The organism is Halobaculum roseum (genome assembly GCF_019880245.1).
GTDB lineage: Archaea > Halobacteriota > Halobacteria > Halobacteriales > Haloferacaceae > Halobaculum > Halobaculum roseum.
Genome location: NZ_CP082286.1, coordinates 889,681 through 902,612 on the forward strand (window position 1 = coordinate 889,681; position 12,932 = coordinate 902,612).

The 12,932-nt window shown below is 68.4% G+C and carries 8 protein-coding genes; 3 read left to right on the top strand and 5 right to left on the bottom strand.

Annotation, left to right across the window (positions count from 1 at the left end; all coding sequences use genetic code 11):
• Positions 1-164: 164 nt before the first annotated feature.
• The 3 genes from gyrB to K6T36_RS04505 all read left to right on the top strand — a co-directional run bounded on the left by gyrB (position 165) and on the right by K6T36_RS04505 (position 5,898).
• The gene (gene gyrB / locus K6T36_RS04495) at positions 165-2,099 is read left to right on the top strand and encodes a DNA topoisomerase (ATP-hydrolyzing) subunit B (protein ID WP_222922784.1); all 1,935 of its coding nucleotides are present in this window, start codon (positions 165-167) and stop codon (positions 2,097-2,099) included.
• Between the two features lie 97 nt (positions 2,100-2,196).
• Positions 2,197-4,713 carry a DNA gyrase subunit A gene (gene gyrA / locus K6T36_RS04500; RefSeq protein WP_222922785.1) on the top strand — a complete coding sequence of 839 codons (2,517 nt, stop codon included), beginning with the start codon at positions 2,197-2,199 and terminating at the stop codon, positions 4,711-4,713.
• A 189-nt stretch (positions 4,714-4,902) separates the two neighbouring features.
• Positions 4,903-5,898 carry a sensor histidine kinase gene (locus K6T36_RS04505; RefSeq protein ID WP_222922786.1) on the top strand — a complete coding sequence of 332 codons (996 nt, stop codon included), beginning with the start codon at positions 4,903-4,905 and terminating at the stop codon, positions 5,896-5,898.
• 302 nt (positions 5,899-6,200) lie between these two features.
• On the opposite strand, the gene rocF is transcribed toward K6T36_RS04505, so the two are convergent.
• From rocF to K6T36_RS04530, 5 genes are all read right to left on the bottom strand, one after another.
• Complete coding sequence (gene rocF, locus K6T36_RS04510) at positions 6,201-7,103, bottom strand: arginase (protein ID WP_222922787.1); 903 nt, start codon at positions 7,101-7,103, stop codon at positions 6,201-6,203.
• Between the two features lie 81 nt (positions 7,104-7,184).
• The gene (locus K6T36_RS04515) at positions 7,185-7,682 is read right to left on the bottom strand and encodes a hypothetical protein (protein WP_222922788.1); all 498 of its coding nucleotides are present in this window, start codon (positions 7,680-7,682) and stop codon (positions 7,185-7,187) included.
• 330 nt (positions 7,683-8,012) lie between these two features.
• Positions 8,013-9,257, bottom strand: a complete 1,245-nt coding sequence (locus K6T36_RS04520; protein WP_222922789.1) for a glycosyltransferase family 2 protein — start codon at positions 9,255-9,257, stop codon at positions 8,013-8,015.
• 279 nt (positions 9,258-9,536) lie between these two features.
• Positions 9,537-10,619 (bottom strand): DUF1616 domain-containing protein, encoded by a 1,083-nt coding sequence (locus K6T36_RS04525; protein ID WP_222922790.1) that lies wholly within the window; start codon positions 10,617-10,619, stop codon positions 9,537-9,539.
• A gap of 143 nt (positions 10,620-10,762) precedes the next feature.
• Entirely contained in the window at positions 10,763-12,892 is a 2,130-nt protein-coding gene (locus K6T36_RS04530) for a DUF4129 domain-containing protein (protein ID WP_222922791.1), read from the bottom strand.
• Between the last annotated feature and the right edge of the window lie 40 nt (positions 12,893-12,932).

Consider the following 12,932-nt stretch of genomic DNA (forward strand, 5'->3'; position numbering starts at 1 on the left):
GGCGGCTGACCGCTCGTTCAGGCCCTCCGAGCCGCACACAGCGCGAGGAGGAGCGCGCCAAGGGGACGGGATGGACGTGACCACCGGACGGTATCACGGGGCGCTCACGCGCGCGCGTGGGAGGACTTATAACCGGGGCTCCGTTAGGGGCTGGTAAGGTTCCTATGTCAGATTCAGGGGATAGTGAGTACGGTGCCGGGCAGATTCAGGTGCTGGAGGGCCTCCAGGCCGTCCGCAAGCGCCCGGCGATGTACATCGGTTCTACGGACTCTCGCGGCCTCCATCATCTGGTCTACGAGGTCGTCGACAACTCCATCGACGAGGCGCTCGCGGGCTACTGCGACGAGATCGAGGTGACCGTCCACGACGACGGCTCGGTCTCCGTCTCCGACGACGGGCGCGGAATCCCCGTCGACAGCCACGAGAAGTACGACCGTCCCGCCCTGGAGGTCATCATGACGGTCCTCCACGCCGGCGGGAAGTTCGACAACAAGTCCTACCAGGTGTCGGGCGGGCTCCACGGCGTCGGCGTCTCCGTCGTCAACGCGCTCTCGAAGCGGCTCGAAGTGGAGGTGAAGCGCGACGGCGCCGTCTGGCGCCACCGCTTCGACCACGGCGAGCCCGAGGAGGGCGCCTTCGAGCGCGTCCGCGACATGGAGTCCGACGAGGACACGGGCACGACCATCCGGTTTTGGCCCGACACGGACATCTTCGAGACGACCGACTTCTCGTTCGACACGCTCGCGAACCGCCTGCGCGAGCTGGCGTTCCTGAACGAGGGCGTCACGATCACGCTGGCCGACGAGCGCGACGGCGTCACCGAGACGTTCCACTACGACGGCGGCATCCGCGAGTTCGTCGAGTACCTCAACGAGACGCGCACGCCGCTGCACCGCGACGTGGTGTACTTCGAGGCCGACGAGGAGGCCGAGGACGGCGTCGTGCAGGTGGAAGTCGCGATGCAGGCGACCGACGAGCTCCAGGGGTCAGTCCACGCGTTCGCCAACAACATCAACACGCGCGAGGGCGGGACCCACCTCACCGGGTTCAAGACCGCGCTGACGCGCGTCGTCAACGACTACGCCAACGACAACGGCCTCATCGGCGACCTCGACGGCAACCTCAAGGGCGAGGACGTCCGCGAGGGGCTGACGGCCGTCATCTCGGTGAAGCACCCCGACCCGCAGTTCGAGGGACAAACGAAGACGAAGCTCGGGAACAGCGAGGTCCGCGGGATCGTCGAGTCGGCGGTCCACGAGCACCTCGGCACGTTCTTCGAGGAGAACCCCGACACCGCCGAGACGATCGTGAGCAAGGCCGCCGAGGCCGCGCGCGCCCGCAAAGCGGCCAAACAGGCCGAGGAGCTCACCCGGCGGAAGTCCGCGCTGGAGTCGACGGCGCTGCCCGGGAAGCTCTCGGACTGCCAGTCCCGCGATCCCGAGGACTCGGAGCTGTTCATCGTGGAGGGCGACTCCGCGGGCGGGTCGGCGAAGCTGGGACGTAACCCCGAGTTCCAGGCGATCCTCCCGCTGGGCGGGAAGATCCTCAACGTCGAGAAGCACCGCCTCGACCGGGTGCTCCAGAACGACGAGATCCGGAACATGATCACCGCCGTCGGCACCGGGGTCGGCGACGAGTTCGACATCGAGGAGGCGCGCTATCACAAGATCATCATGATGACCGACGCCGACGTCGACGGCGCGCACATCCGGACGCTGTTGCTCACGCTGTTCTACCGGCACATGCGCCCGCTGATCGAGGCGGGGTACGTGTACGCCGCCCAACCGCCGCTGTACCGCATCCGCTATCGGGGAACGACCTACGACGCGATGACCGAGGCCGAGCGCGAGACCATCGTCGAGGAGAAGTGTGACGGGAACCCCGACCAGGTCCAGCGGTTCAAGGGGCTCGGCGAGATGAACCCCGAACAGCTGTGGGAGACGACCATGAACCCCGAGAACCGGGTGCTCAAACAGATCACGATCGACGACGCCGCGGCCGCAGACCGCATGTTCAACGTCCTGATGGGCGATTCGGTCGAGCCCCGCAAGCAGTTCATCAAGGAGCACGCGCCCGAGGCGGAGTGGGTGGACATCTGATGCAGGTGACGGAAATGACGCGACACGAGCACACGACGACGCGAGCGACGGGAGCGACGCGATCCGACCACACGAACACGACGACGGAGGAGTGTCGATGAGTTCCGAGCCGCCAGTCGACCCCGAGGACGTCCGCGCGGCGCAGATCGACCGCGTCCGCATCGAAGAGGAGATGGAGCAGTCGTACATCGACTACGCGATGTCGGTCATCGCGGGTCGCGCGCTGCCCGACGTGCGGGACGGCCTCAAGCCGGTCCACAGGCGCATCCTCTATGCGATGCACGAGATGGGCGTCACCTCCAACACCAGCCACCGGAAGTCCTCGTCCGTGGTCGGCGAGACGATGGGTGATTACCACCCCCACGGCGACCAGGCCATCTACGACACGCTCGTCAACATGGCCCAGGAGTTCTCGATGCGCTACCCGCTGGTCGACGGCCAGGGGAACTTCGGGTCGATGGACGGCGACCCCGCCGCGGCGCCGCGGTACACGGAGGCCCGCATGGCCGACATCGCCGAGGAGCTGCTCGCGGACATCGAGAAGGACACCGTCGACTTCTCCGCGAACTACGACGACCGCCTGACCGAGCCGGACGTGCTCCCGGCGGCGTACCCGAACCTGCTGGTCAACGGCTCGACCGGCATCGCGGTCGGGATGTCGACGAAGGTGCCGCCGCACAACCTCGGGGAGGTGATCGACGCGACGATCGAGCTGATCGACGACCCCGACGCGACGGTCGCGGACCTGATGGAGCACGTGAAGGGGCCGGACTTCCCGACGGGCGCGAACATCGTCGGCCGCAACTCCGTGCGCGAGGCGTACACCACGGGCCGCGGCCGCGTTCGCGTCCGTGCGGAGATGGAAGTCGAGGAGTACGACAACGACCGCGAGCGCATCGTCGTCACCGAGTTGCCCTACCAGGAGAACAAGGCGCGCATCGTCGAGCGCATCGCCGAGGACGTGAACGAGGGGATCATCGAGGGCATCGCCGACCTGCGCGACGAGTCCGACCGCGAGGGCGTACGCGTCGTCATCGAGCTCAAGCGCGGCGCGAACGTCGAGGTGGTGAAAAACCAGCTGCTGGAGCACCACCTGGAGTCCACCTTCGGCGTGATCAACCTCGCGCTGGTCGACGGCCAGCCGAAGGTGCTCACCCTGAAGGAGACGCTGGAGCACTACATCGACCACCGCAAGGAGGTCGTCACCCGGCGCTCGCAGTTCGACCTCGACGAGGCGGAGGACCGCGCACACATCCTCGAAGGACGGCTGAAGGCGCTGGAGAACGTCGAGGACGTGGTCGAGACGATCCGCGAGAGCGAGGACCGCGACGCCGCGAGGACCGCGCTGCGGAACACCTTCGAGTTCAGCGAGGAGCAGGCCGAACACATCGTCCGGATGCAGCTCGGCTCGCTGACCTCGATGGAGGCCGCCGAGATCGAGGAGGAGTACGAGGACGTGCAGGCGCGCATCGAGCGCCTGAACGAGATCCTCGACTCCGAGCAGGAGCTGCTCGACGTGATCAAGACGGAGCTTCGCGAGATCAAGGACAAGTACGACGACGACCGCCGGACCGGGTTCGTCCAGGACACCGGCACCGTCACCCACGAGGACCTCATCCCGGAGGAGGAGTCTGTGGTCGTGCTCTCGGAGGACGACTACATCAAGCGGATGCCCGCGGCCGACTTCCGCGCGCAAAATCGCGGCGGCAAGGGGATCATCGGCGCCGACCTGAAGGAGGGCGACCGGGTCTCCTCGGTGTTCCTCGCGTCGACGCACGACTACCTGCTGTGTTTCACCGACAAGGGCCGCGTCTACCAGCTGAAGACGTACCAGGTGCCCGAGATGGGCCGCACCGCCCGCGGGAAGTCGGCGGTGAACGTGCTCGACCTGGACGGCGACGAGGAGTTGACGGCCGTCGTCAACTGCGCCGACCTCACGGGCGAGGAGTACCTCACGATGGTCACCGAGGGCGGCTACGTGAAGCGGACCGCCGGCGACGAGTTCGACAACATCTTCTCGACGGGCATCCGCGCGATCACGCTGGAGGACGGCGACGCGCTCGTCGACGTGGAGGTGACCGACGGGGGGCGGAACCTCGTGATCGGCACCCGTGACGGGATGGCCATCCGATTCGACGAGAGCGAGGTGCGCGCGATGGGTCGCACCGCCCGCGGCGTCCGCGGGATCAAGCTCACCGGCGACGACCGCGTCGCCGGCGTCGCGGCCATCGACGAGGACGAACACAACTGGGTGCTCACCGTGACCGAGAACGGCTACGGCAAGCGCACCGACCTCGACGAGTACCGAACCCAGAGCCGCAACGGGAAGGGGCTCATCGACATCAAGACGAACGAGCGCAACGGTCCGGTCTGTGCCGTCGAGGCGGTCACCTTCGGCGACCACCTGTTCGCGATGAGCGCCGGCGGACAGATCATGCGCACCCGCGTCGAGGACATCTCGACCATCGGCCGCAACACGATGGGCGTCACCGTGATGCACCTGGACGAGGGCGACGCGGTCGCCGCCATCGACGTGCTTCCGGCCGAGCGGGTCTCGGCCGAGCGAAGCGCGGAGGAGTCTGCGGCCGAGGGCTCGGTCGACGGCGCCGAGTAGCCGGCGCGGTCGCGGTTCGAGCCCGAGCCGAGGATCCGAACGGCGAATCCGAACGAACCGGTCCCCGTCGGTCGGTGAGGAGGTGTTCGGTGTGCGTTCGAGAACCGGTGTTCGATACCGGCGGCACACGCGTCTCCGGTATATTTGTCAGGGTGAATCTATTTTTGGCTCGGTTCACAAAACGTTCCAATGGCCGACTATCGGGAGCTTTTCGAAAAGATCCCCGACGGGATTACGCTTCACGACGCCGAGGACGGCTCGCTCGTGGACGCCAACGAGCAGTTCTCCGAGATGCTCGGCTACAGCCGGGAGGAACTCTCCGAGTTGAACTTCGACGACCTGATCCTCGACGAGGACCCCTACACCAGCGAACGTGCCGAGGAGTACATTCGGAAGGCGGCCACCGACGGACCCCAGACCTTCGAGTGGCGCGATGAAACGAAAGCCGGCGAGCCCCTCCCGGTGGAAGTTCACCTCAGGCAGACGACGATCGACGGGGACCTGCGCATTCTCGCGGTGGTGCGCGATATCACCGACCGCAAGGAACGCGAGCGCGAACTCGAGCGGAAGAACGAACGCCTCGAGGAGTTCGCCAGCGTCGTCAGTCACGACCTCCGGAACCCGCTGAACGTCGCGCAGGGTCGGCTCGGATTGGTACGCGAGGAGTGTGACAGCGAACACCTCGGCGCCGTCGAGCGGGCTCACGAACGGATGGAGACGCTGATCGAGGACCTGCTGGCGCTCGCGCGCGAGGGAGACGCCACGATGGATCCCAAGGACGTCGCGCTCGCGGAGATCACCGCCCGCTGCTGGCAGAACGTCGAGACCCCAGCGGCGACGCTACAGATCGACGCGTCACGGACGATCCGGGCCGACCGCGCTCGCCTCCAGCAGTTGCTCGAAAACCTCATCCGGAACGCGGTCGAACACGGAGACGGCGACGTGACCGTCCGGGTCGGCGAACTCGCCGACGGGTTCTTCATCGAGGACGACGGCCCGGGCATCCCCGAGGAGACACGGACGCGGATATTCGAGGCCGGGTACACGACGGGCCACGAGGGCGCGGGGTACGGGCTCCAGATCGTCAACGAGATCGCTGTCGCCCACGGGTGGGAGATCGACGTAACGGAATCCGAGGACGGGGGCGCACGCTTCGAGATCACCGGGGCCACGGTGCCAAAGTGAGAGATACAGACGACCCTCTTTTCGCCTCGGGGTTCCTCGGCCGCCTCCGGCGGCCTGCGGGAACCGCTCGGCGAAATCCCGTTCATGTCGTCGGGTTCCCCCGGAGTCCGACTGCTGACGGGAGATCGAAGATTTCCCGTAATGCCAAAAGCCGACGGCTCGTCCTCCGGACTCGCCGTCGGTGAATCGGGCTCACTACCGGGCTCTGACGAACCGCTCGTTCGCGCGAATGCTCGTATTCACTTCGCAGTTTGTAGTTAATGCTCGTCCCGGATATCCGGCCGGATCTATCGACTACTCGGTCAGAGGATCCGCTTGCCGAACGCGCTGGCGACGAGTTCGGTCGCGAGTTCGGCCGTCTCGTTCGACTCGTCGAGGACGGGGTTCACCTCCACGACCTCCATCGAGCGGACGCCGTCGGTCTCGGCCACGAGCTCCATCGCGTGGTGGGCCTCGCGGTAGGTGACGCCGCCGCGGACGGGGGTGCCCACGCCGGGGGCGATGGTCGGGTCGAGCCAGTCCATGTCGAGGCTGACGTGGACGCCGTCGACGCCGTCGGCGGCGACCGTGAGGGCGGCCCCGACCACGTCGGTGATCCCCCGCTCGTCGATGTCCGACATCGTGTAGGCGGTCATCTCCGAGCCGCGGATCGCCTCGCGCTCGCTGTCGTCGAGCGCGCGCAGTCCGACGTACGCGACGTTCTCCTCGCGCAGGCCGGGGGCGTTCGCCCACTCGACGCCCTCCCAGTCTCCGTGGCCCAGTACCGCCGCAAGCGGCATTCCGTGGACGTTGCCGGAGGGGGAGGTCGACGGCGTGTTGTAGTCGCCGTGGGCGTCGAACCAGACGGCGCCGACCTCGGCGTCGCGGGCGCTGCCCGACAGGGAGCCGATCGCGACCGAGTGGTCGCCGCCGAGCACGAGCGGCGTCTCGCCGGCGGCGACGCTGTCGGCGACGCGGTCGGCGAGCGCGGTCGTGACCTCCTCGATCTCCTGGAGGAACTTCGCGGTGCCCGTGCTCGGCGTCCGGGCGTCGGGATCGCGCTCCTCCGCGCGGGGAACCGCGAGGTCGCCGGCGTCCGCGGCGTCGACGCCGGCTGACGACAGGGCGTCCGAGAGGCCGGCGTAGCGGATGGCTGACGGACCCATGTCGACGCCCCGGCGATCCTGGCCGTAGTCGGTCGGCGCGCCGATGATGCGAACGGTCATGCTAGCACGGGCGCCCGCGGGGGGCTTCAAACGGCTGGTTCCCCTCGGGCGGACCGAACCGCCGGGGCCGTTCCCGGGCGGTCACTCCCCGTCGGCATCCGCATCCGACCCGTCCCCGTCGTCGTTGCCGTCGGCATCGGTATCGTCTGAATCGTCGGCGTCGTTTCCATCGCCGTCGTCGTCGGCGGCGGAGCCGTACGTGCCGGACGGCGAGTCGAGCGGGAGGACGATCAGCGACTGCTCGTCGTCGTCCGCCCACGACGGGTCGAACTGCGTCGTCACCTCTGGAACCAGGTCGTAGCGTTCGAGGAACGCCTTCGGCGCGATCGTACCCCCGGAGTCGGTGACCGAGACGGTGTATGCGGCCTCGTCGGCGTCCTTGTCCGCGACGGGCTCGATCCCCACGCGGTTCTCGTCCTCGTCGTAGTACATCACCGCCCCCTCGCTGTCGCCGAAGTACTCCTCGAGGGCCGGCCGGTTCACGCCGATGCTCGCAGACTTCCGCAGCGAGATCATCGGCTCCGTCCCCGCCGGTCGCCCTCGTCCCGCGCCCGATTCGTCGAATTTCTCGAATCCCATAGCCACTTCTTCACAGCTTACTCTGTTAGCTTTTGTTGTTACAATTGTGTGCGGCGCTCCGGCGATGCCGCGGCGACGCCGGGGGGTCGAATACGGGTCGGTGGCGGATCGAACGCGACGCCGGCAGTCAACTCGCCCGCCGAACCGACTCGCCGCAGGTCCTGCAGAAGTCCTCCTGCCACGGGACCGTCCGAACGACGGACTGGTGACCGCAGGACGGACACTCTCGGAGGGCCAACTCCGGCATACGACGGGGTCCACGCCCTCGATACTTGGTTAGTTGGAGGATAGTTCGCGGGGGCCGACGTGGGTGAGCCGTCGGCGGAGGGATCAGGCGTTCTGGATGATGCCGATGAAGAAGCTCCCGAACACCGCTTGAACCCCCACGACGATCGCGGTGAACGCCAACAGGCTGGCGCCGACGGACGGGATCGCCTCATACCCGGTGGCGATCCACTGTAACACCATACCGCCGGCGAGTCCGGCGCCGACGGTGAACACGACTAACCCGGCGAACACGCCGGTCTCCAGCGTGAACCGCCCGGTCACGAACTCGGTGATCGCGTCCTTCGGGCGGCGGATCGGATCGCTCGCGAGCGTCGCGTAGATCCCGAAGCTCGCGACCTGGACGCCGGTGATCACGAACAGGCTCCCCGCCATGAGGGTCCGGACCCCGAACGAGCCGCCGCCGAGTTCCAGCCCGGAGACTGCCAGCGCCATCAGCGCCGCGCCCGCGACGGCCAACAACAGTCCCGGCGCGGAGAACAGGTAGCCGGGCGCGTTCTCGAGCATGAATCGGACGTGTCGCCACCCGTCGCGGAAGCTCTCGAGGGTCGCCTCGCCCTCGCGCTCGTGGTAGGTGATGGGCTCCTCCGCGATCTCGAGATCGCGGGCGCCCGCCTCCATGATCATCTCGCTCGCGAACTCCATCCCGTCGGTCTCGCAGTCCATCCGGTCCCACGCCTCCCGGGAGAACACGCGCATTCCCGAGTGGGCGTCCGAGACGCCGGCCTTGTAGAACGCGTTCAGGAACCGCGTCAGCAACGGGTTCCCGACGTACTGGTGGAGCGACGGCATGGCACCGGGCTTGATCTCACCGTCGAGACGCGAGCCCATCGCCATGTCGGCCTCGCCGGACTCGACGAGGTCGTACAGCTTCGGAAGCTCCTCGAAGTCGTACGTCGTGTCCGCGTCGCCGATGGCGATGTAGTCGCCGCGACAGCGGGCGAACGCGTACTGGTAGGCGTAGCCGTAACCGGCCTCGTCCGGGACGACCACGATCGCGCCCATCTCCGCCGCGATCTCCGGCGTTCGGTCGGTCGAGCTGTCGGAGATCAGGATCTCGGTCGGCTCCTGCAGCTCCTCGACCGCGGTTCGGATCCGCTCGATACACTCGCCGATCCCGTCCTCCTCGTTCAGCGTCGGCATGACCACGCTGAGCGTCGGCCGGACCTCGCTGTCCTCGCCGACGATCAGCTCCTCGGCAGTTCGTTCGTCCGATCTGTCCGGTTCGGCGACCGCGTCCGTCGCGGCGCCGTCGACTCCCCCCCGTTGTTCGAGTGATTGTTCAGACATCCTGCGATGGTCTCGACGATTATCCGACGATCGTTTCGCCGCACTCGACGCAGACGATCGCGTCGTCGATCGTTTGCGCCGCCGGTGCGTTACATGCGATACACTTCACCCGCGAACTCCGTGCCGGACGAGGATACCGACCCATAAGCAGATGAATAACTTCTTTCATCTTGAATATTCGGATCCGCTGAAAATCAGCGGCGCCGTCATCATCCCGTCCGTCGGTACCGAGCGTTTACTCAACCCGGCGGACCGACACCGATGTCGGCGTACCAGCGGTCACGTCGGCGCAGTGACGTTCACCCACAGGTGGAGCTCCCGGTAGGCGGTGTCGGCGCGAAGCGTCTCCGGTGGATCGCCCGTGTACAGGAAGTACGTCAATCGTAATCGGTCCCCGGTCATCTCCGGGGCGACCGTATGCCGGAGCTGCCAGGTCTCGTTGTCCGCCAACTCGACGCGCCACTGCCGGAGCCGCGAGGAGTCCGTCACCGTCGTGGAGTTGTTCGACACCTCGACGCGTTGGATCGCGGCCACCACGGTGTAGTTGACGGGCCGGTGTTCGTGGTTCGAGACTCCGACGACCAGCGACTGAGGCTCCCCCTGCGTGAACTCGGTCGGGTAGTCGTCGGCGACGAGCTCGCCGTCCTCGCCCTCGGTGAGGAGGTAGAACTCGGAGAACGACTCGCCCTGTTTCGGGACCGCGACGGCGTAGCCGACGCTCGAGACGGCGATGACCACGCTGATCGCGAGCAGCACGTTCAACGCCGCGTCCGTCCGGGTGTCGGGCTCGAACAACTCGGCGCGTGCGTCCGAGGCCCACCGCCGGTAGGGGACGCGGAACCGCTCGTCCTCGGGGAGCGCCCGACGCCGTCGCGCCGCCACGGCCGTCAAGACGAGGGTGACGCCGCCAACGCTCGCGACGATCGGCACCAGCCGGATCCCGAAGGGCGTGAAGTTCAACACCAACCCGATGAGCGGGACGACGGCGATGCTCGTCCCGAACGACAGCGCGACCCGTTCGATCCCGTCGATCCCGGACTCGTCGGCCGGCCCGGCGGCCACGTCGGCTGCATCGGCCGCTTCGGCTTCCGCGTCCGCGTCGCCGTCGACGGATCCGTCGGGGTCGCGATCGTCCGTCGGTCCGGATCCGGCTTCGGGGAACAGCGCGGCGATGAGCGCGTACCCCGGGACGAACAGCACGAACGGGAGCCCGACGATCACGCGCAACGGCGTCTCGTCGAGGCCCGGGGTGAACACCGCGACGACCGTGAGCGCGACGGCCGCGACGACCGCCGCGAGGTCCGCGGGAAGGCGCCGGACCGGCGCCGGGAGGATCTGTCGCCACCGCGGGTCGGCGCGCATGTGACCGTCGAGGCATTCGTCATGCAAAATACGATCGGTGTCGACGACGGCGGGCCGGGGGCGGCGGGGCGGGTCCGGCGATCGCGTTCGTTCCAACCCTCGGATCGCGTTCGTTCCCGCCTGCCGATCGTGTCAGTCCCCGTCTACGGCCGCAACGCTTGGGCGCGTTCGACGGCGTCCGCCGCCGTCGACCGGGACACGCCGCGGGGGCCGAACGCGGCCCGCTCGTAGCTGTCGGTCAAGGCGTCGAGGTCGTCGACTCGGCCGTCGAACAGGCCGCGCTCGCGACAGGCCGCCGCGAACTCGCGGTGCGTGAGCGACGGGTCGAGGTCGAACCTGGACTCGACGGACGTACGGAGCGCCCCGAAGGCGATCTCGACGGCTGCGGACGGGTTCTCTTCGAGGTGCCGACCGGCCCGTTCGACGAGAGACGGGGCGGCGGAGTCCGTGTCGGTCTCGGGGACGATCGGAGTCGCCGCCGCCGACCCCTCGGTCGAATCCTCGGAGTCGCCGTCGCGACCGCGAATCACGACGAACGCGGCCGCGGCCGCGGCGATCGCCAGCACCGCCGCCCCGATCACGGCGGGAGTCTCGCCGTCCACGATCGCCTGCAGCAGCCCGCCCGACGCGCCGTCGCCGGTCCGGGCGGCCTCGGAGCCGTCGTCGTCCTCGGGCAGCGAGACGGTCGCCGTCGCGTTCGTTCCGTCGAGGTTCGACCCCGTCCCGTCGAAGGTCGCGCGGACGGTCACCGACGCGCCCCGCTGAGTCGAGTCGGGGACCGAAACCGTCGTCGAGAACGCGCCCGAGGCGTTCGTGTCCGCGGTGGCGACGACCGTCCCGTCGAGGAGGACGTCGATCGCCCGCCCCGCGACCGCGTCCCCCTCGACGGTGGTCAGCTGACCGGACACCTCGGCCGCGTCGCCCGACGCCGTAGCATTGAGTCGAAGCCGCGTGTCCGTCGAGGCGACCCGAACGGTGTCGGAGGCGGCGTCACTCGTTACCGCCCTGTCGGCGAGCGCGACCGTCGCCGACAGCGTCCGGTTCCCGGCGTCCACCCCCGCGGGAAGGATCGTCCGGAGGGCGTACTCGCCGTCGTCGTTCGTCCGGGCGGTCCCGAGCACCGCATCGCCCAACGTGACTCGGACCGGAACTCCGGGGACGGGAACGTCCTCGGCGGCGACACGGCCGCGAACCGTTACGTGGTCCCCGAACGCGGCCGTCTCCGGACCGTCCACGTCGACGGACGCGGTCACCTGTCGCACCGCGATCGGCGCCGTGGCGTTGCTCGGGAGGAACACGGACCCGTCGTCGGGAACGTAGCGGACCGCGAGTCGGTCCCGGTCGAGCGGCACCGTCGTCGGCCGGTACGTCGTGGAGAACGAGCCGTTCTCCCCGGTCCGAACCTGGACCGTCCGCTCGCCGACCGACAGCGCGATCGACCGGTTCGAGACCGCGCTCCCGTTCTCGGTCGTCAGCCGGCCGGTCAGTTCCAGCGGGTCGAGGAACGAGGCCGACTCCGGGTCCGCAGACAGCGACAGCCTCGTCGAGACGAGCGTCGACTCCGTCACCTCGGCGGCGTCGGCGGAGATGTTCGCCGAGATCTCACGGACGGTTCGCTCCTCCCGGCTCATGTTCGCTTCCGTCGCGTTCTCGATGGCGTCGTACGACGTGGTGAGGTTCTCCCCGGTGCGGTTCACCGCGTCGGCCGTCCGAGCCAACTCGCGTGCGAGCTCCCGGGCCCGCGTCTCGTTGCCCGCCTCGACCGCATCCTCGTACTCCGATCTCGTCTCGCGGTACGACTGCGTCCGGTTCACGTACTCGCGCTGGCGCTCGGCGGCGGACTCGAACGCGTCGCCGCCCGACCCGCCCTCGGTCTCGCCGGCGACGTCGACGAACTTGTCGAGGTCCTCGTCGTAGTCGTCCCCGAGCACCTCGCGAGCGCGGTCGTACTCGCCCTGGCTCAGGTTGATCACGCTCCCCTCGAGGCGCTGGCCGAGCGACGACGCGAGGAACGACCGCACGCGCTCGGTGTCGCCCTGCCCGTCAGCCGCGTCCGGGTCCTCGTGTCTGACGGTGGAGTTGTTCCGTTCGTCGACCGGCGTCCCCTGCTGGAACAGCCCGTCGGCGGGAGCCGCCGACTGATCGGCGGTAGCGGCGTCGACCGAGGCCCCCGACACCGGCGAGCCCGCGGCCGCGGAACCCTCGACCGGCGCCCCCGCGACCGCACCGCTGGCGCCGACAATGAGCAACAGGCAGGCGAACACGGCTCGCACTGTCGGGGGCCCGTGCACGCGGGAGACGACGCTCGCTCGA

Excerpts from the sequence above, each read along its gene's own strand:
- K6T36_RS04515 (WP_222922788.1), bottom strand. The coding sequence starts at position 7,682 with ATGGGATTCGAGAAATTCGACGAATCGGGCGCGGGACGAGGGCGACCG.
- gyrA (WP_222922785.1), top strand. The coding sequence starts at position 2,197 with ATGAGTTCCGAGCCGCCAGTCGACCCCGAGGACGTCCGCGCGGCGCAG.
- rocF (WP_222922787.1), bottom strand. The coding sequence starts at position 7,103 with ATGACCGTTCGCATCATCGGCGCGCCGACCGACTACGGCCAGGATCGC.
- K6T36_RS04520 (WP_222922789.1), bottom strand. The coding sequence starts at position 9,257 with ATGTCTGAACAATCACTCGAACAACGGGGGGGAGTCGACGGCGCCGCG.
- K6T36_RS04525 (WP_222922790.1), bottom strand. The coding sequence starts at position 10,619 with ATGCGCGCCGACCCGCGGTGGCGACAGATCCTCCCGGCGCCGGTCCGG.
- gyrB (WP_222922784.1), top strand. The coding sequence starts at position 165 with ATGTCAGATTCAGGGGATAGTGAGTACGGTGCCGGGCAGATTCAGGTG.
- K6T36_RS04505 (WP_222922786.1), top strand. The coding sequence starts at position 4,903 with ATGGCCGACTATCGGGAGCTTTTCGAAAAGATCCCCGACGGGATTACG.